Source organism: Streptomyces sp. NPDC048473 (assembly GCF_043200155.1).
Lineage (GTDB): Bacteria > Actinomycetota > Actinomycetes > Streptomycetales > Streptomycetaceae > Streptomyces.
In genome coordinates this window covers 18,005-39,218 of record NZ_JBICXE010000006.1, presented here as the reverse complement: position 1 = coordinate 39,218, position 21,214 = coordinate 18,005, and the positions used below count along the sequence as shown (strand labels likewise).

Sequence of the window (21,214 nt, the reverse complement as noted above, 5' to 3'; positions counted from 1 at the left end):
GGCCCTTCACACCTGCGGCGAACAGCTATTTCTCCGCCGGGCCCGCATCCGACGGACAGTGGGGTCGTTGGCACATACGTGCACTCATACGACTCCTCCCACCAGCGCCCGAGCCCGATCCCTGGCATGCGCCCCTCGCCGGACCCATCGGGCGGTCAGTCCCACACCCCGATCTACGACGCGCTGTACTCCGAGTACCGCCGGTCGTTCCGGGCGCTGCCGGGTGATCGTAGCGGCGAGGAGGATCTCGGTTTCGTGGCCTTCGGCAGCGGGTTCTTCGGCAGCCGCGGCCGCTCCGGTCTCTCCGGTCTCTCCGGTCTCTCCACGGGGCTTTCCGTCCACAGCGGGACCACCGGACACGGCGGCGGCCCGAGCATGCACACCGGCAGCCTCAGCTCCTGGCAGCGGGTGGGCCGGCACTCCGCGCGGACCCAGCCTGCGGCGCTGCCCCCGGGAACGGGATCGCGAGGGGCCTGACCCCATGACGGAGCCCCGGACCGTTTCGTATCCGAAACGGTCCGGGGCTCCGTCATGGGGCCTTGCGTACTACTTGTTGCGGCCGCGCTTCTCGCGGACCCGCACCGAGATGTGGATCGGGGTGCCCTCGAAGCCGAACTCCTCACGCAGCCGGCGCTCGACGAAGCGTCGGTAGCCGTGCTCCAGGAAGCCCGAGGAGAACAGCACGAAGCGCGGCGGCTTGGTGCCGGCCTGGGTGCCGAAGAGGATGCGGGGCTGCTTGCCGCCGCGGACGGGGTGCGGGTGGGAGGCGACGATCTCACCGAGGAAGGCGTTCAGCCGGCCGGTGGGGACGCGGGTCTCCCAGCCGGCGAGGGCGGTCTCGATCGCCGGGACCAGCTTCTCCATGTGCCTGCCGGTGACGGCGGAGACGTTGACCCGCGGGGCCCACGCGATCTGCGCGAGCTCCGTCTCGATCTCGCGCTCCAGGTAGTAGCGGCGCTCCTCGTCGAGGGTGTCCCACTTGTTGTACGCGATCACCAGGGCACGCCCGGCCTCCACGGCCATGGTGATGATGCGCTGGTCCTGGACGCTGATGGACTCGCTGGCGTCGATCAGGACGACGGCGACCTCGGCCTTCTCCACGGCGGCGGCGGTACGCAGCGAGGCGTAGTAGTCCGCGCCCTCCTGGAGGTGGACGCGGCGGCGGATACCGGCCGTGTCGATGAACTTCCAGGTGATGCCGCCGAGCTCGATCAGCTCGTCGACCGGGTCACGGGTGGTGCCCGCGAGCTCGTTGACGACGACGCGGTCCTCGTTCGCCACCTTGTTCAGCAGCGAGGACTTGCCGACGTTGGGACGGCCGATGAGCGCGATCCGGCGCGGTCCGCCGATCGCGGTGCCGAAGAGCTGCGCCGGGGCCTCGGGAAGTGCTTCGAGTACGGCGTCGAGCAGGTCGCCGGTGCCGCGGCCGTGCAGCGAGGAGACCGGGTGCGGCTCGCCGAGGCCCAGCGACCAGAGCGCGGTGGCGTCCGCCTCGCCGCTCTGTCCGTCGACCTTGTTGGCGCACAGCACGACGGGCTTGCCGGCCCGGCGCAGCAGCTTGACGACGGCTTCGTCGGTGTCGGTCGCGCCGACGGTCGAGTCGACCACGAAGACGACCGCGTCGGCGGCCTCGATCGCGTACTCGGCCTGGGCGGCGACGGAGGCGTCGATGCCCAGCACGTCCTGCTCCCAGCCGCCGGTGTCGACGACCTTGAAGCGGCGGCCCGCCCACTCGGCCTCGTAGGTGACGCGGTCGCGGGTGACGCCGGGCTTGTCCTCGACGACCGCCTCACGGCGGCCGATGATCCGGTTCACCAGCGTCGACTTGCCGACATTGGGGCGGCCGACGACGGCGAGCACGGGAAGCGGTCCGTGACCGGCCTCACCGATCGCGCCCTCGACCTCTTCGGCGTCGAAGCCCTCCTCCGCGGCGAGCTCCATGAACTCCGCGTACTCGGCGTCGCCAAGCGCTCCGTGCTCGTGGTCCGAGCCGTCGGAGTGAATCTGGTCGTTCATGAAGTCCGTTCCTCTTTGCATCATCATCGATGGACCGCGACCACGCGGCCCACTACTCAAGTCTTACCTAGCGTCCGGTGAAACGCCTGGCCTCGTCCAGGTGGGCGCTCAGCCGCCCCTGGATCCGTACCGTCGCCTCGTCCAGCGCCTTGCGCGTCCGCCGCCCGCTCCCGTCACCCGGGTCAAAAGCATCGCCGAAGACGACATCGACCCGGCTGCGCAACGGCGGCAGTGCCGATATCAACCGTCCGCGGCGCTCGGTGCTTCCCAGTACGGCCACGGGCACGATCGGCGCCCCGCTGCGTACCGCGAAGTATGCGAGCCCGGCACGCAGGGAGGCGAAGTCGCCCTCGCCCCTGGTGCCCTCGGGGAAGATCCCGAGCACGCCGCCGTTCTCCAGCACGCCGAGGGCGTGGGTGATGGCGGTGCGGTCGGCGGTCGTACGGTCCACCTTCAGCTGACCGATTCCGCGCAGGAACGGGTCGAGGGGGCCGACGAACGCCTCTTTCTTGATCAGGAAGTGGACGGGCCGGGGCGCGGTGCCCATCAGCATCGGACCGTCGATGTTGTGGGAGTGGTTCACCGCGAGTATGACGGGTCCGGAGGCGGGAACCCGCCACGCACCGAGGACGCGGGGCTTCCACAGCCCGTACATCAGCCCGATGCCGATCCCGCGCCCGACCGCTGCGCCGCGCAGCGTGGGCGAGCCCGTGGCGTGGGTCACTTCGCGGCCCGCTTCTCCTCGACGAGGGTGACGACGCACTCGATGACCTGCTGGAGGGTCAGCTCGGTGGTGTCCACCTCGACGGCGTCGTCCGCCTTGGCCAGCGGGGAGGTCTTGCGGCCGGAGTCGGCCGCGTCCCGCTTGATCAGCGCCTTCTGGGTGGCGGCGAGATCGGAGCCCTTTACCTCTCCGCTGCGGCGGGCGGCACGCGCCTCCGGCGATGCGGTGAGGAAGATCTTCAGGTCCGCGTCGGGCAGCACCGTGGTGCCGATGTCACGGCCCTCGACCACTATGCCCCCCTCGGCCGCGGCGGCGATGGTGCGCTGCAGCTCGGTGATCCGGGTGCGCACCTCGGGGACCGCGCTGACGGCGCTGACCTTGGAGGTGACCTCCTGGGTACGGATCGGCCCCGAGGCGTCCTCGCCGTCGACGGTGATCGTCGGGGCGGCCGGGTCCGTACCGGAGACGATGACCGGCTTGGCCGCGGCGGTCGCCACCTCCATCGCGTCCTGCACGTCGATGCCGTTGTTCAGCATCCACCAGGTGATCGCCCGGTACTGGGCGCCGGTGTCCAGGTAGCTCAGGCCGAGCTGGGCGGCGACGGCCTTGGACGTGCTCGACTTGCCGGTGCCGGAGGGCCCGTCGATGGCGACGATCACTGCGGTCGGGGCCGTCGGGGCGGCGGCGCTTGCGGTTTCCACGGTGGTGGACACCTTCCTGGTACACGGGGTGGGCGGGACGGGGACGCGCGAACCCGCCCCGCACAAGGTTACCGAGTGTCGGAGCGGTCCTCTGCACCCCTGTGGACAACCGCCTCCCGGGCCCGCCGCCCCGGGCCTACTGGCGTAGCGACCAGCCCCGGTCGCGCAGTGCCGCGCTCAGTTCGGGGACCGCGCTCGGCTCGACCATGAGCTGGACCAGGCCCGCCTGCTGCCCGGTGGCATGCTCGATACGGACGTCCTCGACGTTGACCCCGGCCCGGCCGGCGTCGGCGAAGATCCCGGCCAGTTCGCCCGGCCGGTCGCTGATGAGCACGGACACGATCTCGTACGAGGCGGGGGCCGTCCCGTGCTTGCCGGGCACCCGGACCCGGCCCGCGTTGCCGCGGCGCAGTACGTCCTCGATGCCTTCGGTGCCTTCGCGGCGCTTGTCGTCGTCACCGGACTGCAGACCGCGCAGCGCCCGTACCGTCTCGTCCAGATCGGCGGCGACCCCGGCCAGCACGTCGGCGACCGGGCCGGGGTTTGCGGAGAGGATCTCCACCCACATCCGGGGGTCGGAGGCGGCGATCCGGGTGACGTCCCTGATGCCCTGCCCGCACAGGCGTACGGCGGTCTCGTCGGCCTCCTCCAGTCGGGCGGCGACCATCGACGAGATGAGCTGCGGGGTGTGGGAGACCAGGGCGACGGCCCGGTCGTGCGCGTCGGCGTCCATGACGACCGGGACGGCGCGGCAGAGCGCGACCAGTTCCAGGGCGAGGTTGAGGACCTCGGTGTCGGTGTCACGGGTCGGAGTGAGGACCCAGGGGCGGCCTTCGAAGAGGTCCGCGGTGGCGGCGAGGGGGCCCGATCGCTCCTTGCCGGCCATGGGGTGCGTACCGATGTACGGCGTGAGGTCGACGCCGCGGGCCTCCAGCTCGCGGCGCGGGCCGCCCTTGACGCTGGCGACGTCGAGGTAGCCGCGGGCCACGCCGTCCTGCATGGCGGTGGCCAGCACCGAGGCCACGTGGGCGGGCGGCACGGCGATGATCGCCAGGTCGACGCGGCCCTCGGGTGCCTCGTCCGTACCGGCGCCGAGAGCGGCCGCGGTGCGGGCCGATTCGGGGTCGTGGTCGACGAGGTGGACATGGATGCCGCGCCCGGCCAGGGCGAGGGCTGCGGAAGTGCCGACGAGGCCCGTTCCGATGACGAGGGCGGTTCTCACTGGGCGATGTCCTTGCGGAGGGCGGCGGTGGCGCCGAGGTACACGTGGGCGATCTCGGACTTGGGAAGGTACGTCTCGACGTGCGCGAGGATGCGCACCACGCGGGGCATGGCCCCCACGATGTCCAGCTCCTGGGCACAGATCAGCGGTACGTCGACGATACCGATCCCGCGTGCCGCGGCGGCCGGGAAGTCGCTGTGCAGATCGGGGGTGGCCGTGAACCAGATGCTGATCAGATCGTCCGCGACGAGGTTGTTGCGCTCCAGGACGGCGGTGAGCAGGGCGCTGACCCGCTCGCCCATGTGCCCGGCCTCGTCCTGATCCAGCTGGACGGCTCCACGGACCGCTCGTACCGCCACGTCGTGCTCCTCGCTCTTTCGTACGTGTCGCGCATGCTGTCCGCCTGCGTGATCTTTCTGCACGATCAGCCTAGAGGGGCGGCGCGACGGGCGGCCGGGGTGCTCTCCCAGTGAGACGGGGCGAAGCGCGTCGGCCGGAGGGCTCCGCCGTGGTGGCGAAGGCTCTCCGGCCGCGTGGGGTGTTCCGGAGGAACACCCCTTCCCGCACGGTGAGCGGCCCTTGCGGCCGCCCCCGGGCTCAGAGCTGCTGTTCCCGGACCAGGTCCTCGATCGAGCGGCCCTCCGGGACCTCGCCCGACGGGGTCAGTTTGTCGACCGCCGTCGGCAACGACCGGGCGATCTCGTCGGCCGCCTGTTCCGTGGAGACTCCGGTCTCCTGGGCGACCTTCTGCAGGGTCTCGTTCGGCAGTGCCTCGGTGATCTGGGCGCCGCTGACCGCCTTGTTCTCACCGGTGCCGACCCAGGACTGCGCCTGGTCGACGAGGCCGGACTTGGTGAGCATCCCGATCAGCCCTTCGAGCGCGTTGCCACTGCCGCCCGTACCGCTTTGGCCGTTGCCCAGTGCGCCCAGCAGTGCGCCGAGGATGTTCCCGGCGCCGCCGGAGGCGCTGCCCTGGCCGCCACCGCCCAGCAAACTGCCCAGCAGGCTGCCGAGGTCGTTTCCCGCCATGGTTCTGCCTTTCCAGAGGGGATGATTTATCGACAATGTCGATCAGAACCCGGGCTTCTGCCACTTGACCGGGGCGGGTCCGCCGTCACACAGCGGTCGCCGGACCGCCCGGCGGACATCGGCCAGAAGCGCGGCGTCCGCGCATCCGGATGCTCACTCTCCCGCAGCACGGCCGGCTCGTCCTGCCAGGGGTCCGCCCATCGGGTGTTCCCGCCCGGACCACGAGCTCCACCTCGGCAATGGTTCCGGAGCCGGGGCCAGGCGTTCGGTGCCGGTGCGTCGCAGCGAGGCCAGTACGGCGGCGGGGGCGTGCGGCAGCGTGGCCATCACTGTGCCGGTGACCGGATGAGGGACCCGGTCGAGCAGCAGCATCCCGGCTGCCGGATCGCGGGCGCTTGGGCGGGTCGCGGCTGCGTCCGCTGGACCAGCCTCGGCAGCCACTGCTCGGCCGCGTCTGGCGTACAGGCGGGGAACAGCCGGGCCGTGTCCTCGCCGCCGTGCCGTTCGCGGACCTGTGGGAGCAGCCGGTCTGCGAGCGCGGACCGGCGGGACAGCCGGAGGATCCGGTACGTATGCCGGCGTACGTGTGCGCGGCGCGGCAGGCGGCGTCGTCCAGGGAACGGGTGTGTTCGGCGATGCCCCACGCACGGGCCGGGTACGGCAGGTGTTCGAATATTCGCTCACGTACCCTCGCCGGCATGATCACCCCTGCCCCGGAGGCTCTCGTACGCGACCACACGGTCTACTCCTGTGTGATGGGCTCACGCGCCTTCGGGCTCGCCACGGACGGCAGCGACACCGACCGGCGCGGCGTCTTCCTCGCGCCGACCCCGTTGTTCTGGCGGTTCGACAAACCACCGACGCATGTCGAGGGCCCGGCGGAGGAGCAGTTCTCCTGGGAGCTGGAACGCTTCTGCGAGCTGGCCCTGCGCGCCAACCCCAATGTGCTGGAGTGCCTGCACTCGCCGCTGGTGGAACACGTCGACGCCGTGGGCCGTGAACTCCTGTCCCTGCGCGAGGCGTTCCTGTCCCGGCTGGCCCATCAGACCTTCGTCCGCTACGCGTTGGGCCAGCGCAGAAAACTGGAGGCGGACGTCCGGCAGTACGGGGCGCCACGCTGGAAGCACGCCATGCATCTGCTGCGGCTGCTGACCAGCGGCCGGGATCTGCTGCGCACGGGCAAGCTCACGATCGAGGTGGGCCCGGCCCGGGAGGAGCTGCTGGCGGTGAAGCGCGGTGAGGTGCCATGGCCGGAGGTCGAACGCCGCATGACCCGCCTGGCCGAGGAGAACGACGAGGCGGCCACCGCCTCACCGCTGCCGCCCGACCCGGACCGGGCCCGGGTGGAGGACTTCCTGATCCACACCCGCCGAGCGTCCGCGCCGTGGCCCGACCACGGGTGAACGGCCCGCCCTGTCCGGTGAGTGGGGGGGGCGGGGCCCCTCCGGGCCGTCTCCTCGGAACTGACGCGGCACCCCGGTACATACAGCGAACCGGTCATCTACGTCAGTCCCTGCGACGAACAGATACCCGGGCTCCTCTGCGTAGCCGCCGAACGTTCGTTGCCCGAGGAGACGCCCGGAGCGGCCCCGGACCACCACGACGAAACCCACGGCGGGGTGCCCCCGTGAACGCCGTCCCACCCCGGACCAGCGGAAAATCAAGCCCGTCGAGGGGGCCCCACGCCCTTCAGGCCATGGGGGAGATTGAGGACAAAGACGCCCGCCCCTTCAACCGCGCACGCACCACAAGATCGTGCAGCCCGTCGAACGCGCCGGCCACCTCGGGAAGCCCCGATTCCGCCTGCGCCTCGTCAAGCACTCCGTGCAACACCTCGACGTCCCGGGACACCACCGCACCGTCCACACCGCCCGCTCCCCCGTGCTCGGCCTCGGCCTTGGCGTCGATCAGCTCGGGCAGATACGCCGGAGCCGCCACCTTCCCGAGGAGCGTCGGCAGATGCGCACGCACCTCACCGCTGCGCATCAGATGGATGCCGGTGAGCAGCGCCCGGAACGTGTACAACAGCGGCTTCAGCTCGCCGGTCTTCTCGAAGAGCCGCCACTGGGTGTTGGCGAACCCCCGGTAGTGGTGGGCGTGGTGACGGGTGACCACACCCGTCGCCAGGTCCACCAGCTCCGCGTGCAGCTCACTCGTGTGCACGACCAGCGGCGATAGCAGCTGCTCCAGCACATAGCCGTTCGGCTTCAGCATCAGCCGGACGAACTTCCGCAGATCGTGGGTGACGAGATCCATCTCGACCCCGTCCCGGTCCCACATCCGCGAGCGCGTCTCGTCCGGCTCGCGCAGCCCGACGAGATCCTCCGCGGGCAGGAGATGGACCCCCCGAAGGTCCACATCCGAGTCCCTGGACGGAAACCCGTACAGATGCGCCCCGGAGACCGTGGCGAACAGCAGCGGGTGGCGCTCTTCGGCGAGAACCGGGCCGAAGTCCGTGACCGGCAGCCCGGCCTCCTGGAGGTGCATCGTTTCCGTACGCATGGATCAAGAGTCCCAGAGCGCCCCCAGCGACAGCAGATCGCTCCGGTACTCGATCCGCTCCGACCACTCCTTGGGCCAGGCCCCCGCTCCCAGGTGCGCCCCGGCGAGCGCGCCGGTCAGGCAGCCGAGGGAGTCCGAGTCGCCCCGGGTGCAGGCGGCCCGGCGCAGCGCGGTGACGGGTTCTTCGGGGAAGAGCAGGAAGCAGTGCAGGGCCGTGGCGAGGGCCTCCTCGGCGATCCAGCCGTCACCGGTGGTCTCGCAGGGGTCGGTCTCCGGGGACGGGTCGTGCAGGGCGTCCTGGACGCGGGCCAGGGCGGTGAGGCATTCGTCCCAGCCGCGCTGGATGTACAGCTCCGGGGAGGAGTCGCCCGCGTACCGCCAGAGGTCGCCGAGCCAGCGCGTGAGGTAGCGGCTGCTGTTCTCGTACGCGTACGAGCGCAGTTGCCCGATCAGGCCCATCGGCTCCGTACCCTGCGCCAGCAGGTACACCGCGCGGGCCATCAGGTCGGACGCGGCGAGAGCGGTCGGGTGCCCGTGGGTGAGGGCCGCCTGCAACTGGGCGGCGCCGGAGCGCTGTTCGTCGCTCAGCCCGGGCACGAGTCCGACCGGCGCGACCCGCATATTGGCGCCGCAGCCCTTGGAGCCGGTCTGGCTGGCCTCCTGCCAGAGCCGGTCGCTGTCGAGCAGGCGGCAGGCGGTCATGCAGGTGCGGCCGGGGGCGCGGTTGTTGTCGGGCGAGTGGTACCAGTCGACGAACTCCTCGCGCACCGGGCGGACCAGCCGCAGCGGGGTGAGCAGCCCGCGGTCCATGGCGGTACGGATGCCCCGCCCCAGGGCCAGCGTCATCTGGGTGTCGTCGGTGACGATCGCCGGCTTCGGCAGCCGCATCTGGCGCCACGGCCCGCACTTGGCGAGGATCGACGGCACATTGTTGAACTCGGTCGGGAAGCCCAGTGCATCGCCGAGCGCGAGCCCGGTCAGTGCGCCTGTGGCGGCCTGTTTGGTGATGGTCCTGGTCACGATCACGTGGTTCTTCCTTCCGGTCTCAGGAGTGGAGGGTGCAGGGCGGTAGCGGCACCCGCCCGGTAGAGCGCGGCCGGTTTCCCCCGTCCGCCGGTGCGGCGCGGTGATCCCTCCACGGCCTGGACGAAGCCGGGCGTGGTGAGGACCTTGCGCCGGAAGTTGGGCCGGTCCAGCTCGACGCCCCACACCGTCTCGTACACCTGCTGGAGTTCCCCCAGGGTGAATTCGGGCGGGCAGAAGGCGGTGGCCAGACAGCTGTATTCGAGTTTGGCGCCGATCCGGTCGTGTGCGTCGGCGAGGATGCGGTCGTGGTCGAAGGCGAGCGGTCCGGGTGCTCCGGCGTCCCACCACTGGGCCTTGGCCGCGTCGCCGCCGCCGTGCGGTTCGGGCAGGTCGGGTACGAGTGCGGCGTAGGCGACGGAGACGACCCGCATCCTCGGGTCGCGGTCCGGTGCGCTGTAGGTACGCAACTGCTCCAGGTGGAGGGCCGAGACGGTGCCCTCCGTGAGCCCGGTCTCCTCGGCGAGCTCCCGGCGGGCGGCGTCCTCGGCGGACTCGCGGGGCTGGACGAAGCCGCCGGGCAGCGCCCAGTGGCCCTTGTACGGGTCCTCGCCCCGTTCGACGAGCAGGACGTGCAGCCGGGTGTCGCGGACCGTGAAGACGGCGAGGTCGACGGTGACCGCGAAGGGTTCGAAGGCGTACGGGTCGTAGCCTGCGGGGACACCGGCGCTCATCGGTGCTCCGGGAGGGGGGCGGCGAAGTTCCAGCCGGCGGCGAGCAAGGTGTCGACGGCGGCGATCGCGGTGGCCAGGCGTTCCTGGTGGGTTCCGGTGAGCTCGATGAACTCCCTTCCCGTACGACTGAGTTCGGCCCGGAAACGGTCGGTCATCCAGGGCCGCAGCTCCTCGCCGTCACGCAGGCCGTCGTCCTCGAAGGCGACGCCCTCGTGGTCGGTGAGCAGCCACAGATGGTGGGCGACCCGGTCGGCGGTCTCCTCGACGAGCGGATTGCGGCCGCCGATGTACCGCTCGTGCCAGACGGTGGTCGCGAAGGAGTCGGTGTCGCAGAAGAGCACCGGCGACCCGGTGCGCGCGGCCGCCTCCTCCCTGGCGTTCTGCACCAGGGCGATCTGCGGGAAGTCATCGGTGGTGAAGGCGACGTCCTCCCACTGGGCCCCGGACCACCGGGCGCGCAGCGCGGCCAGCTTGTCTTCGCTGAACTCCCGCCCGTACTCGGCGACGTAGCGGGTCTGCGCCCAGACGCCGCCGCGCCGCCGGTAGTGGTCGGTGAGGGCGCGGGCCATCGTCGTGGTGCCGGTGGATTCCGCGCCGAGGACGACGATCCGGCGGGTGAGCGCGGCCCGTACGGGCGGTTCGAGGAAGTCCCAGCAACCGACCGGGTCCTTGCGGACGGCGGTGCCGGAGACCGGGAAGACCGTGCGGTCGGGGTCGACGCAGACGGGTTCGGCACCGAACCGGCGGGCCAGTTCGTCCCCGTACGACTCCGAGGTGAAGACGGCGTCCACCGGCTCGGGCACGGCCCCGGTGAAGACGGCCATGTGCGCGTCCCAGATCACCGGGTCATGGAGATCCATGCGGATGTCGTCGACGGCGCCCACGACCCGTACGTCCGGGTGCACCTCCCGCATCCAGGCCACCCGGTCGGCGAGCGGTACGGACTCGACGGAGGCGGCGCAGACCAGGACGGTCAGCCGCTCGCAGCGGTCCTGCGCGGTGCGGACGAGGTGGTGGTGGCCGGCGTGCGGCGGGTAGAACTTGCCGAGGACGAGCCCGTGCGCAAAGCGCTTCATGCCGCCACCTCCACGGGCCGGTGCTGCTGTACGGCGAGATCACGCTTCCAGTTGCGCAGGCCGATCAGGCACAGCGTCAGGAAGCCTACGTACAGCAGGGAGGTCAGATAGAGCTCCTTGTACGCGTACAGCGGGATGTACACCACATCGGCGGCGATCCAGAGCCACCACGACTCGACGAGCTTCCTGCACTGCCCGTACGTCGCCGTCAGGGACAGTGCGGTCGTCAGGGCGTCCCAGAAGGGCACGGTCGAGTCGGTGGCGTGGTCGAGCAGGACGGTGAGGGCGAAGGTCCCCACCACCCCTGCCGCGAGCAGCCGGACCCATTCGGTGCGCGTGGTGCGCCGCACCGGCAGGTCCGGTGTCCCCGGTCCACCCCCGTGGGTCCAGGTCCACCAGCCGTACGCGGCAAGGGCGATGAAGACGATCTGGAGTCCGGCATCGGCGTACAGACCGGACTGGGTGAACAGCAGGATGAAGAAGAGGTTGTTGGCAATGCCGATCGGCCAGTTGGCGAGGTGCTGGCGGGCCACGAGCCAGACGCACAGCGCTCCGCTGCCGAAGCCGAGCACCTCGGTCCAGCTGACCGGGGTGTCAAGGACGGTCACCAGGGGTTGCTGCAGGGGATCGAGGAAATCCGCGAGACTCACTCCCGCCTCCTTAATAGTCACTCTGACTATAAAGGCGGAACAGCCGCAGCAAAAGGCCCGCGGCAGATTCCTGTTCGAAAATCGAAAGCAGGAACCGGCCGCGGGCCGTGGAGCGGACAGAGCCGGGTTGGGGCGTCCGGCAATCGGGGCTGAGTGCGTGCAGCTGCAGGGCGGAGGAGGGAGGCAGATGGGGCCTCCCCTGCTCGAGCGCAGTCGAGAGCTTGGGGAAGGAGCCATATCGACCGACGACAACGCCACAGATGCGCGTGCCCAGCCCCGCGACGCCCCCAATTGCCGGACGCTCCTACAGACCGACCTCGCGCATCAGCATGCCCACCTCGGTGTTGGTGAGGCGGCGCAGCCAGCCGGACTTCTGGTCACCCAGCGGGATCGGCCCGAAGGACGTGCGCACGAGCCGCTCGACCGGGAAGCCGGCCTCGGCCAGCATCCGGCGGACGATGTGCTTGCGGCCCTCGTGGAGGGTCACCTCGACCAGGTAGTTCTTGCCGGTGTTCTCGACGACCCGGAAGTGGTCGGCGCGGGCGTACCCGTCCTCCAGCTGGATGCCGTCCTTGAGCCGCTTGCCCAGGTCGCGCGGGAGCGGTCCCTGGATGGCGGCCAGGTAGGTCTTCTTCACCCCGTACTTGGGGTGGGTCAGGCGGTGGGCCAGCTCGCCGTGGTTGGTGAGCATGATGATGCCCTCGGTCTCGGTGTCCAGCCGGCCGACGTGGAAGAGCCGCGTCTCACGGTTGGTGACGTAGTCGCCGAGGCACTGGCGGCCGTCCGGGTCCTCCATGGAGGAGACGACACCGGCGGGCTTGTTCAGGGCGAAGAAGAGATACGACTGGGCGGCGACGGTCAGACCGTCGACCTTGATCTCGTCCTTGTGCACATCGATGCGCATGCCCTGCTCGACGACGATCTCGCCGTTGACCTCGACACGGGCCTGCTCGATCAGCTCCTCGCACGCCCGGCGCGAGCCCATGCCGGCCCTGGCGAGGACCTTCTGCAGCCGCTCGCCCTCCTCCTCGGCGCCCGGGTGGGTCTTGGGCGTCTTGATGTCGGGCTTGTTCGCGTACCTGTCCCGGTTGCGCTGCTCGATCTTGGCGTCGAGCTCACGCGGACGGGACGGGGCACCCTGGCGGCGTGGGCCGCCGCTCCTGCCGCTGCCGGCCTGCGCGGGCTTCGGGCCGCCCTTGGCGCCGCCGCGGGCCGCCGCGCCGCGGCCCTTGCGGGTGCCGTCGCCGCCCGGCTTGTCGGCGCCCACGTCGTAGCGACGCTCCTCGGGCCGGGGCCGGCGGGGGCGCTGCTCCTGCTTGTCGTCGCGCCCGGCGCCGGCACCCCGGGGATTCCGGTTGCCGCCGCTCTTGCCGCTGCCGCTGCCGCTTCCGCTGTTCCTGCCACTGCTTCGCATCAAAATTCCGTCTTGTCGTCTGCGTGAGTATCCGGGGTGTCCGGTGCGTCCGGATCGAACGACGGCACACCCTCTAGCGTCTCAGCCTCGATCGCGTCCGCCTCGGGAAGGAAGGGCGCGAGCTCCGGGAGCTCATCCAGGCCACGCAGGCCCATCCGCTCCAGAAAGTAGTTCGTCGTCCTGTACAGGATCGCACCTGTTTCGGGTTCCGCGCCCGCTTCCCCGACGAGGCCCCTCTGCAGCAGGGTCCGCATGACCCCGTCACAGTTCACACCGCGGACCGCGGAGACCCTCGACCGGCTGACCGGCTGGCGGTACGCGACCACCGCCAGAGTCTCCAGGGCCGCCTGCGTGAGACGGGCCTGCTGGCCGTCCAGGACGAAGCCCTCGACGGCCGCCGCGTACTCCGGGCGGGTATAGAAGCGCCAGCCGCCCGCGACCAGCCTCAGATCGAAACCGCGGCGCTGCACGGTGTACTCGTCGGCCAGCTCTCGCAGCGCGTCGGCGACGGCTCTGCGGGGCCGCTCCAGCACCTTGGCGAGGTGCTCCTCGGTGGCGGGCTCGTCGACGACCATGAGGACGGCCTCCAGGGCGGGCTTGAGATCAAGATCCGCGACGGTGGAGCCGGTGGTGTCCTGCTGCCTCATGCCTTCACATCCTCCTGAACATCCTGCACCTCGGTGTCGAACTCGTCCGTCACGACGGGCTCGGCTCCCTCTCCCCCGGCCCAGCGCACCAGGAGCTCCCCGAGTGCCTCGTCCTGGTCGAGCGCGACGGCCTTCTCCCGGTACAGCTCCAGCAGCGCGAGGAACCTGGCGACGACGGTGAGGGTGTCCTGGGCGTCCTCGGTGAGCACCCGGAAACTGAGCTCCCCCGCCTCCCGCAGCCGCGCCACCACGATCTCGGCCTGTTCCCGCACGCTGACCAGCGGTGCGTGGATGTGGTCGATGTACACCTGCGGCTCGGGCTTCGGCTGCATGGCCTTCACGGCCAGCCTGGCGAACCCCTCGGCCCCGATGCTGATGACGACCTCGGGCAGCAGCTCGGCATGGTGCGGCTCCAGCCCCACGGTCCGCGGAAAACGCCGCCCCTCCGATTCCAGCCGGTCGCTGAAGATCTCCGCGATGCGTTTGTACGCGCGGTACTGGAGCAGCCGGGCGAAGAGCAGGTCCCGCGCTTCGAGCAGCGCCAGGTCCGCCTCGTCCTCCACCTCGGCGGAGGGCAGCAGCCGGGCGGCCTTCAGATCGAGCAGGGTTGCGGCGACGACGAGGAACTCGGTGGTCTGATCCAGATCCCAGTCCGGCCCCATGGCACGGATGTGCGCCATGAACTCGTCGGTGACCTTGGACAGCGCGACTTCGGTCACATCCAGTTTGTGCCTGGAGATGAGCTGCAGAAGCAGATCGAACGGCCCCTCGAAGTTCGCCAGCCGAACAGTGAACCGCCCGTCGTCGGCGGGCTCGGGGGGTGTTACGGGTTCCTCGGGCCCGGCAGGCTCGGCGGACGGGCCGGACACTGCCGCATCGGCCACCGACGGCTCCGGGGACGCTTCCGCGGCTTCGGGGAGCGGCGGGGTGGCGGGTTCACCGTCGATGCCCCCGTCCCCCGTCGGCCCCGGCGCAGGCCGGCCGGCCGGGCCGCGGCCCAAGGGGCGGCGCGGGGTACGGGCGGGCTCGTCGGTCGTCGGCATGAAGGTCCAGGGGCAGCGGGATACGGGCGGCGGGCAGTGGCCCGTACGGGAAGGTCCGGACCGCTCGGCCGGCGGCGGCACTCCGGGCAGGCTACCGGCGCCCCACCGGTCAGCGGCCGCGCAGCCGCCGTACGAGGATGCTCGCGTCGCCCCGCGACTCCAGGTCCGCGAGAACCACCGCGACCGCCTCGCGGACGATCCGCCCGCGGTCGACCGCGAGGCCGTGCTCCCCGCGGAGCACGAGACGGGCGTGTTCGAGGTCCATCAGTTCCTCGGCCGAGACATAGACGGTGATCTTCTCGTCGTGGCGCTCACGGCCGCTGGGCCGCCGGTTGGCCCCGCGCCCGCCTCCGCGCCTGCGCTGCTGCTGAACAGCGGGGGCGGGAACCGCCTCCTGCGCGGACGACGGCCCGGACGACTGCGTGGACTGCTGGGGCCTGCGCCCCGGCTGCCCTGCCACCGCGACCCGGTCACCGTCCCGGCTGCGCGACTCCCCCGCGTCGGCATCCGCCGCGGAGTGCTCCTCCCGCGAGGGGGCCGCGGTGCCGGCTGCGGCCTCCGCCGCGCCCGCCCCGGACCCGTCGGCCGCGGGATCGCTCTCCCCGGCCGGACCGGGCACCCGGACCTCGCCGTTCGCCTTGCGCCGCCGCTCCGCGGGGGACGAGGCCTGCAGCCCCATCCCCCCGGTGGTGCGGAACAGTTCGTCGGCGCCGGGCAGACTCACTCGGCGTGACACCGGGCGAGCACCTCCCTGGCGAGCTGGCGATAGGCGGCGGCACCGACCGAGTTGGAGGCGTACGTGGTGATGGGCTCACCGGCGACCGTGGTCTCCGGGAAGCGCACGGTGCGCCCGATGACCGTGTGGTAGACGTGATCGTCGAAGGCCTCGACGACGCGCGCGAGGACCTCACGGCTGTGCACCGTACGGGAGTCGTACATGGTGGCGAGGATGCCGTCGAGCTCCAGATCCGGGTTGAGCCGCTCCTGGACCTTCTCGATGGTCTCGGTGAGCAACGCCACACCTCGCAGCGCGAAGAACTCGCACTCGAGCGGCACTATCACCTTGTGGGCCGCCGTCAGGGCGTTCACGGTGAGCAGGCCCAGCGAGGGCTGACAGTCGATCACGATGTAGTCGTAGTCGGCCATCAGCGGCTTCAGGGCGCGCTGCAGCGTGGACTCCCGGGCCACCTCGCTGACCAGCTGCACCTCGGCAGCCGACAGGTCGATGTTGCTGGGCAGCAGGTCCATGTTCGGGACCGCGGTCTTCAGCAGGACCTCGTCGGCCGACATGCCCCGCTCCATGAGCAGGTTGTAGACCGTGAGGTCGAGCTCCATCGGGTTGACGCCGAGCCCGACCGACAGGGCTCCCTGCGGGTCGAAGTCGACGAGCAGGACACGGCGCCCGTACTCCGCGAGTGCGGCACCCAGGTTGATGGTCGACGTGGTCTTGCCGACGCCGCCCTTCTGGTTGCACATCGCGATGATCTTCGCGGGACCGTGATCGGTCAGCGGGCCCGGGATCGGGAAGTAGGGCAGGGGCCGACCGGTCGGGCCGATCCGCTCGCGGCGCTGGCGGGCAGCGTCGGGCGCGAGGGTGGCCGCGTACTCCGGATCGGGCTCGTACTCGGCGTCGGGGTCGTAGAAGTGCCCCTTGGGCACCTCGTCGAAGTCGGCGAAGTGGGCGGTGTCTCGGCCACTCTCGTTGCCGGCCATGGCGTTCACGTGTAGGCCGTCCATCATCTGGGGGGCTGTCGTCATGTGCTGGTGGGTGGCGAAGGTGCGGACAGCGACGGAGCCGACAGCCTCCAGCCCGTTCGGGCTCTGGCCCCGTGCAGGCATCCCTGGTTGAACACCCCCGGGAGTAAATGTCGACTCATTCACAAGTCGTCTTACCTCCTTGGACGTGACCAGGAAACTTATCGATAGGTCAGCGTGGCACCATGCCGACGATTGGCGACTCTATGGCGTGTCACCGCTCCGCAGCAACACAATCCGCCGGACCCGGCCCGATGTGTCGGCAATCGAACACCTCCCTGTCAAGGGCATGCAGCCACCGGGGCGCACTTTAAACGGGTGCACGAATCGGTTAAAGGGCTACGTTCGAGACGAGTTGAACGAGGGCCTCACAGGGGGCCCGGCATGCGTCCGGCCGGACCTTGCTGAGCAAGATCCGGCCGGACGCATGAGGTTGACGGGAGATGTTGACCCGTCAGCCGAGAAGCGAGCTCAGCTCGACGTGCTCCAGGCCGTGAGCCTCGGCCACCTCGCGGTAAACAACCTGCCCGTCATGGGTGTTGAGGCCCTTGGCGAGTGCGGCGTCACGGCGCAGCGCCTCGACCCAGCCGCGGTTGGCGAGCTCCACGATGTACGGGAGCGTGGCGTTGGTGAGGGCGTACGTGGAGGTGTTCGGCACCGCGCCCGGCATGTTCGCGACGCAGTAGAAGACCGAGTTGTGGACCATGAAGGTCGGCTCGGCGTGCGTCGTCGGGTGCGAGTCCTCGAAGCAGCCACCCTGGTCGATTGCAATGTCGACAAGTACACTTCCGGGCTTCATCTTGGCGACGAGCTCGTTGGTGACCAGCTTCGGAGCCTTCGCGCCCGGGATGAGCACGGCACCGACGACGAGGTCGGCCTCGATGACGGCCTTCTCCAGCTCGAAGGCGTTGGAGACGACCGTCTGCACCTTGGTGCCGAAGATCTTGTCGGCCTCGCGGAGCTTGTTGATGTCCCTGTCGAGCAGCGTGACGTGGAAGCCGAGGCCGACGGCGATCTGCGTGGCGTTCCAGCCGGAGACGCCACCGCCGATGACGACGGCCTTGCCGGCCGCCGTGCCCGGGACGCCGCCCGGCAGCACACCGCGGCCGCCGACCGAGCGCATCAGGTGGTAGGCGCCGACCTGCGGGGCCAGCCGGCCCGCGACCTCGGACATCGGGGCGAGCAGCGGCAGCGCGCGGTTCGCGGTCTCGACGGTCTCGTACGCGATGGCCGTGGTGCCGGACTCCAGCAGCGCGTCCGTGCACTCGCGGGAGGCGGCGAGGTGCAGGTAGGTGAAGAGCGTCTGGTCCTTGCGGAGGCGGTGGTACTCCTCGGCGACCGGCTCCTTGACCTTGAGCAGCAGGTCGGCGGTGGCCCAGACCTCGTCGGCGGTGGGGAGGATCTGCGCACCGGCGGCGACGTACTCCTCGTCCGTGATGGAGGAGCCGGCCCCGGCGTTCTCCTCGACGACGACCTGGTGGCCGTAGCGGACGAGCTCGTTCACACCGGCGGGCGTGATCGCCACGCGGAACTCGTTGTTCTTGACTTCGCGGGGGATGCCGACCTTCACGTCGATCACGGTCCTTGGCTCAGAGGGTTACCCGGACATAGCTACACATACCCGGATAGACACAGCGTAAATGGAGACACCGCGAACGCACGCGGCAGAGCCAGTCTAATGAAGGGCTTCGCGCTGTCTAGCCTTACAAAGCATTAATTTTCAGTCACTGCACTACGGATTTCGTAGGCCGCACCCTCCTCGCCCAGCAATCTGTCGGCCAGGCCCCGGTGCAGCCGGGCCGCAGCCGAGTCACCGAGCCGGTCGAGCGTGTCGGCCAGCCGCAGCTCCAGCGCCGCCTGCAGCCGTACGTCCCCGGCCCGCCTGGCCCACTGAACGGCCTCCTGGCAGGTGCGCAGCGACTCGTGCGGCCGGCCCGCGTACTCCTGCACCCGGGCCGCCTCGCTCAGCGCCCGCGCCTGGGCCGGCACATCGCCGAGCCTGCGGTACCCGGCCGCGGCGGCCCGCCAGTTCCGCAGCGCCTCGCCGTACCGTCCGGCGTAGGTATGGACGGCGCCGAGCCGCCCGTACAGCCGCGCCTCGTCGGCCCGCTCGCCCTGGGTGAGCCGCTGCGCCAACGCCCGGCCGTACCAGTCGGAGGCCCGCTGGAAGTCCCCCAGCTCGGCGTAGGCGCCGCCTACGGATTCCATCGCGCGGCCGGTGGCGTACGGATCCTTCGCGGTCCGTCCGGCGTCCAGCGCGGCCCGGTAGCGGGTCAGCGCCTCCTGCGTACGGCCGGTCCTGGCATCGAGGTCGGCGAGGTTGAGCAGCGCGGCGGCCCGTTCGCGCGGCAGCTCGCGCCGCTCGGCGACGGCGAGAACCAGACCGTGCAGTCCGTACAGCTCGGGCGCGGCCGCCTCGGTGCCCTGGTGCACGGCCAGCGCCCGTACCAGCGCGGCCACCAACCGCCTTGCCAGAGTGTCGAGTTCACCGTCCTCGACGGCGAGCCCGGCCGAGGCCAGCAGGGCGGGCCGGCGGATCCGCAGCCATTCGGCGGCCGCGCCGGGGTTGGGGAAACGCAGCGAGCGCGGGAGCCCTGCGAGCTTGCGGCGGGCCTGGGAATCCTCGGGGTCGGTGACCGCCCGGCAGGACTGCAGCAGCCGTACGGTCCGCTCCAGCATCCGGGCCCTGGCGAGCTGGATCTCCGCCGGCCGGTCCCTGGCCTCCAGCAGCGCCCGCAGCAGCGGGGCGAGGCATCCGGGCACCTCGTACTGCGGCTGATCCGCCCCATTGGTACGCAGCAGCCCCAGGGCCACGAAGTCGTCGAGGGTCGTCTGGGCGGCGGAGACGGAGCAGCCGGCCAGTGCGGAGGCGGTGTGGGCGTCGGCGAGTCCGGCGGGGGCGAGGGCGAGCAGTCGCAGTATCCGGGCGGCGGTCGGCGGCAGGGAGTCGTGGGCCAGCCGGAAGGCGCGGGCCAGCGGGCGGGCGCCGGTGGACTGCTCCGTGTCGTCCGGCAGCTCGCGCAGCTGCTTGGTGACATCGGCGACCGACGCCATGGGGTGGGCGGCGAGCCAGCCGCCGACCATGACCAGGGCGGCCGGCAGGCCGGCGCACTCCTCGGCGAGGGTCTCGGCGGTCCGCGGGTCGACGGTGATCCTGACCTGGCCGATGATGCGGGCGAGGAGCCGGACGGCGGAGCCCGCGTCCAGGCCGCCGATGGTGCAGGGACGGACACCGGGGATCCCGGTCAGCGGGCCCTCGGAGGTGGCGACGACCAGGCAGTCGGGGTTGTCCGGCAGCAGCGGGTCGACCTGTTCCGCGTCCACGGCGTCGTCGAGGAGCAGCAGGACGCGACGCCCGGTGAGCGCTTCGCGGACCATCTCGGAGAGTTCGTCCCCGTCCGCGCCGGGCGGCCCCGTCACACCCAGCTGGTCGAGCAGCTCGCGGGCGGTGCGTTCGGTGGGGACCGGTGCACCGCCGGGGTCGGTGAGCCGGGCCCGGAGAAGACCGTCGGGGTGGTCGCCGGTGGAGAGCAGTCGGCGGGTGAGCTCGCCGGCGAGTGCGGTGCGTCCGGAGCCGGGGCGTCCGGCGATCAGCAGGACCCGGGCGCGGGCGGCCTTGCGACCGGCCAGGGTATCCAGTCCGGCTCGCTCGATGTCGGCCCGCAGCGCCTTCAACTCGCGGTCGCGGCCGAAGAATTGAGGTGGGGCGGTACCGGACGGCTCCTCGGTTCCCGCTGCCTTGGCCGGGCCGCTGGTGTCCACCGCCTGATCCGTCACGGGCCACGCTCCACTTCGCTGCACGCGTCGCCCGCCGGGACTCCGGTCAGGGCGTTCCGAGCGTAGTTCAGGCGTGTGGACGATTTCCGTGGAGCACGGCGTGGAGGTCCCCCGATCGGATCAGCATCTTTTCCGATCGGGGGACTTCAGTGAACCGTTCAGCGGCCTCCGCGAAGACTCCGGCCTCGAACGATCCTTACGAACCGTCAGGCCACGGCCGTTCGACTGCAACCCGTCGGACTGCGGCCCGTCAGACCTCGAACGGGCGGGCCGGCCACGGCGCCTCGGCCGGACGCAGCGACTCGATCCCGTCACCGGCGAGCACCGTCGCGAGCGAAAGGACGCCCACCACGAGGCAGTTGTTGTGCAGATCCCCGGCGAGCACCCCCCGTACCAGCTCCTGGAGCGGCACCCGGGCCAGCTCCATGTCGGCCTCCTCCTCGGAGACCGCGAAGCGCTCCCCATCGGCCTCGGAGAGATTCCGGGCCAGGAAGATCCGTACGGCTTCGTCGCATCCGCCCGGCGTGGTGTAGACGTCGGTCAGCACCCGCCAGTCCTCGGCCTTGACGTACGCCTCCTCGTAGAGCTCGCGCTGGGCCGCGTGCAGCGGGTTCTCCCCGGGGATGTCGAGCAGTCCCGCCGGGATCTCCCAGAGCTTGTGGCGCACCGGGTGGCGGTACTGCCGCAGCACGACGACCCGGCCCTCCTCGTCGAGCGCGAGCACGGCGACCGAACCCGGGTGGACCTGGTAGTCGCGGCGTACGACCGTGCCGTCGGGCATCACCACTTCATCGGTACGGACGCTGGTCTTGTTGCCGGTGAAGGGCGTCTCGGTCGCGGTGACCTGCCACTCCTCGGGCGTGTCCTGGAAACCCATCTACGTCCTCCCACAAAAAACAGA

At 70.9% G+C, this 21,214-nt stretch carries 21 protein-coding genes; 2 read left to right on the top strand and 19 right to left on the bottom strand.

Annotation, left to right across the window (positions count from 1 at the left end; translation table 11 throughout):
- Positions 1-126 precede the first annotated feature (126 nt).
- A complete protein-coding gene (locus ACGFU7_RS12615) occupies positions 127-477 on the top strand; it encodes a hypothetical protein (RefSeq protein WP_393694992.1) in 351 nt (116 codons plus the stop codon).
- A 69-nt stretch (positions 478-546) separates the two neighbouring features.
- On the opposite strand, the gene der is transcribed toward ACGFU7_RS12615, so the two are convergent.
- The 6 genes from der to ACGFU7_RS12585 form a co-directional block, all read right to left on the bottom strand.
- Positions 547-2,016 carry a ribosome biogenesis GTPase Der gene (der, locus tag ACGFU7_RS12610; RefSeq protein WP_393694991.1) on the bottom strand — a complete coding sequence of 490 codons (1,470 nt, stop codon included), beginning with the start codon at positions 2,014-2,016 and terminating at the stop codon, positions 547-549.
- A gap of 67 nt (positions 2,017-2,083) precedes the next feature.
- The gene (locus ACGFU7_RS12605) at positions 2,084-2,740 is read right to left on the bottom strand and encodes a lysophospholipid acyltransferase family protein (protein WP_393694989.1); all 657 of its coding nucleotides are present in this window, start codon (positions 2,738-2,740) and stop codon (positions 2,084-2,086) included.
- Entirely contained in the window at positions 2,737-3,453 is a 717-nt protein-coding gene (gene cmk, locus ACGFU7_RS12600; RefSeq protein ID WP_393694987.1) for a (d)CMP kinase, read from the bottom strand. The genes ACGFU7_RS12605 and cmk overlap by 4 nt, the downstream gene beginning before the upstream one ends.
- Positions 3,454-3,577: 124 nt before the next feature.
- Positions 3,578-4,663, bottom strand: a complete 1,086-nt coding sequence (locus ACGFU7_RS12595) for a prephenate dehydrogenase (RefSeq protein ID WP_393694986.1) — start codon at positions 4,661-4,663, stop codon at positions 3,578-3,580.
- Positions 4,660-5,022 carry a chorismate mutase gene (gene aroH, locus ACGFU7_RS12590; RefSeq protein ID WP_393694984.1) on the bottom strand — a complete coding sequence of 121 codons (363 nt, stop codon included), beginning with the start codon at positions 5,020-5,022 and terminating at the stop codon, positions 4,660-4,662. Before aroH ends, ACGFU7_RS12595 begins: the two co-directional genes overlap by 4 nt.
- A gap of 238 nt (positions 5,023-5,260) precedes the next feature.
- Positions 5,261-5,692 carry a YidB family protein gene (locus tag ACGFU7_RS12585; protein ID WP_393694982.1) on the bottom strand — a complete coding sequence of 144 codons (432 nt, stop codon included), beginning with the start codon at positions 5,690-5,692 and terminating at the stop codon, positions 5,261-5,263.
- 698 nt (positions 5,693-6,390) lie between these two features.
- Here ACGFU7_RS12585 and ACGFU7_RS12580 point away from each other — a divergent pair.
- Positions 6,391-7,095 (top strand): DNA polymerase beta superfamily protein, encoded by a 705-nt coding sequence (locus tag ACGFU7_RS12580; protein ID WP_393694981.1) that lies wholly within the window; start codon positions 6,391-6,393, stop codon positions 7,093-7,095.
- 286 nt (positions 7,096-7,381) lie between these two features.
- On the opposite strand, the gene ACGFU7_RS12575 is transcribed toward ACGFU7_RS12580, so the two are convergent.
- The 13 genes from ACGFU7_RS12575 to ACGFU7_RS12515 form a co-directional block, all read right to left on the bottom strand.
- The gene (locus tag ACGFU7_RS12575) at positions 7,382-8,194 is read right to left on the bottom strand and encodes a DNA polymerase beta superfamily protein (RefSeq protein ID WP_393694980.1); all 813 of its coding nucleotides are present in this window, start codon (positions 8,192-8,194) and stop codon (positions 7,382-7,384) included.
- A gap of 3 nt (positions 8,195-8,197) precedes the next feature.
- Complete coding sequence (locus ACGFU7_RS12570) at positions 8,198-9,220, bottom strand: ADP-ribosylglycohydrolase family protein (RefSeq protein WP_393694978.1); 1,023 nt, start codon at positions 9,218-9,220, stop codon at positions 8,198-8,200.
- A complete protein-coding gene (locus ACGFU7_RS12565; RefSeq protein ID WP_393694976.1) occupies positions 9,217-9,951 on the bottom strand; it encodes an NUDIX domain-containing protein in 735 nt (244 codons plus the stop codon). The genes ACGFU7_RS12570 and ACGFU7_RS12565 overlap by 4 nt, the downstream gene beginning before the upstream one ends.
- A complete protein-coding gene (locus ACGFU7_RS12560; RefSeq protein WP_393694974.1) occupies positions 9,948-11,027 on the bottom strand; it encodes an AAA family ATPase in 1,080 nt (359 codons plus the stop codon). Before ACGFU7_RS12560 ends, ACGFU7_RS12565 begins: the two co-directional genes overlap by 4 nt.
- On the bottom strand, positions 11,024-11,677 hold the full coding sequence (pnuC, locus tag ACGFU7_RS12555) for a nicotinamide riboside transporter PnuC (RefSeq protein ID WP_393694972.1): 654 nt from the start codon (positions 11,675-11,677) through the stop codon (positions 11,024-11,026). The genes ACGFU7_RS12560 and pnuC overlap by 4 nt, the downstream gene beginning before the upstream one ends.
- A 304-nt stretch (positions 11,678-11,981) precedes the next feature.
- Positions 11,982-13,091 (bottom strand): pseudouridine synthase, encoded by a 1,110-nt coding sequence (locus ACGFU7_RS12550; protein WP_393694970.1) that lies wholly within the window; start codon positions 13,089-13,091, stop codon positions 11,982-11,984.
- Entirely contained in the window at positions 13,091-13,738 is a 648-nt protein-coding gene (gene scpB, locus ACGFU7_RS12545) for an SMC-Scp complex subunit ScpB (RefSeq protein ID WP_393694968.1), read from the bottom strand. The genes ACGFU7_RS12550 and scpB overlap by 1 nt, the downstream gene beginning before the upstream one ends.
- Positions 13,735-14,781: a segregation/condensation protein A gene (locus ACGFU7_RS12540; protein ID WP_393694966.1), complete on the bottom strand. Its 1,047-nt coding sequence runs from the start codon at positions 14,779-14,781 to the stop codon at positions 13,735-13,737. The genes scpB and ACGFU7_RS12540 overlap by 4 nt, the downstream gene beginning before the upstream one ends.
- A 109-nt stretch (positions 14,782-14,890) precedes the next feature.
- The gene (locus tag ACGFU7_RS12535; protein ID WP_393695592.1) at positions 14,891-15,505 is read right to left on the bottom strand and encodes a hypothetical protein; all 615 of its coding nucleotides are present in this window, start codon (positions 15,503-15,505) and stop codon (positions 14,891-14,893) included.
- Positions 15,502-16,620 carry a ParA family protein gene (locus ACGFU7_RS12530; RefSeq protein ID WP_393694964.1) on the bottom strand — a complete coding sequence of 373 codons (1,119 nt, stop codon included), beginning with the start codon at positions 16,618-16,620 and terminating at the stop codon, positions 15,502-15,504. The genes ACGFU7_RS12535 and ACGFU7_RS12530 overlap by 4 nt, the downstream gene beginning before the upstream one ends.
- A gap of 370 nt (positions 16,621-16,990) precedes the next feature.
- Positions 16,991-18,106, bottom strand: coding sequence for an alanine dehydrogenase (gene ald, locus ACGFU7_RS12525; RefSeq protein ID WP_393695590.1), 1,116 nt, complete (start codon positions 18,104-18,106; stop codon positions 16,991-16,993).
- 143 nt (positions 18,107-18,249) lie between these two features.
- Positions 18,250-20,313, bottom strand: a complete 2,064-nt coding sequence (locus tag ACGFU7_RS12520; RefSeq protein WP_393694962.1) for a tetratricopeptide repeat protein — start codon at positions 20,311-20,313, stop codon at positions 18,250-18,252.
- A 250-nt stretch (positions 20,314-20,563) separates the two neighbouring features.
- The gene (locus tag ACGFU7_RS12515) at positions 20,564-21,190 is read right to left on the bottom strand and encodes an NUDIX domain-containing protein (RefSeq protein ID WP_393694960.1); all 627 of its coding nucleotides are present in this window, start codon (positions 21,188-21,190) and stop codon (positions 20,564-20,566) included.
- Between the last annotated feature and the right edge of the window lie 24 nt (positions 21,191-21,214).

Bases quoted from the DNA above. Each gene is read 5' to 3' on its own strand.
- ACGFU7_RS12615 (WP_393694992.1), top strand. From the start codon at position 127: ATGCGCCCCTCGCCGGACCCATCGGGCGGTCAGTCCCACACCCCGATC.
- der (WP_393694991.1), bottom strand. From the start codon at position 2,016: ATGAACGACCAGATTCACTCCGACGGCTCGGACCACGAGCACGGAGCG.
- ACGFU7_RS12585 (WP_393694982.1), bottom strand. From the start codon at position 5,692: ATGGCGGGAAACGACCTCGGCAGCCTGCTGGGCAGTTTGCTGGGCGGT.
- ACGFU7_RS12580 (WP_393694981.1), top strand. From the start codon at position 6,391: ATGATCACCCCTGCCCCGGAGGCTCTCGTACGCGACCACACGGTCTAC.
- ACGFU7_RS12575 (WP_393694980.1), bottom strand. From the start codon at position 8,194: ATGCGTACGGAAACGATGCACCTCCAGGAGGCCGGGCTGCCGGTCACG.
- ACGFU7_RS12565 (WP_393694976.1), bottom strand. From the start codon at position 9,951: ATGAGCGCCGGTGTCCCCGCAGGCTACGACCCGTACGCCTTCGAACCC.
- ACGFU7_RS12560 (WP_393694974.1), bottom strand. From the start codon at position 11,027: ATGAAGCGCTTTGCGCACGGGCTCGTCCTCGGCAAGTTCTACCCGCCG.
- ACGFU7_RS12550 (WP_393694970.1), bottom strand. From the start codon at position 13,091: ATGCGAAGCAGTGGCAGGAACAGCGGAAGCGGCAGCGGCAGCGGCAAG.
- scpB (WP_393694968.1), bottom strand. From the start codon at position 13,738: ATGAGGCAGCAGGACACCACCGGCTCCACCGTCGCGGATCTTGATCTC.
- ACGFU7_RS12540 (WP_393694966.1), bottom strand. From the start codon at position 14,781: ATGCCGACGACCGACGAGCCCGCCCGTACCCCGCGCCGCCCCTTGGGC.
- ACGFU7_RS12530 (WP_393694964.1), bottom strand. From the start codon at position 16,620: ATGCCTGCACGGGGCCAGAGCCCGAACGGGCTGGAGGCTGTCGGCTCC.
- ACGFU7_RS12515 (WP_393694960.1), bottom strand. From the start codon at position 21,190: ATGGGTTTCCAGGACACGCCCGAGGAGTGGCAGGTCACCGCGACCGAG.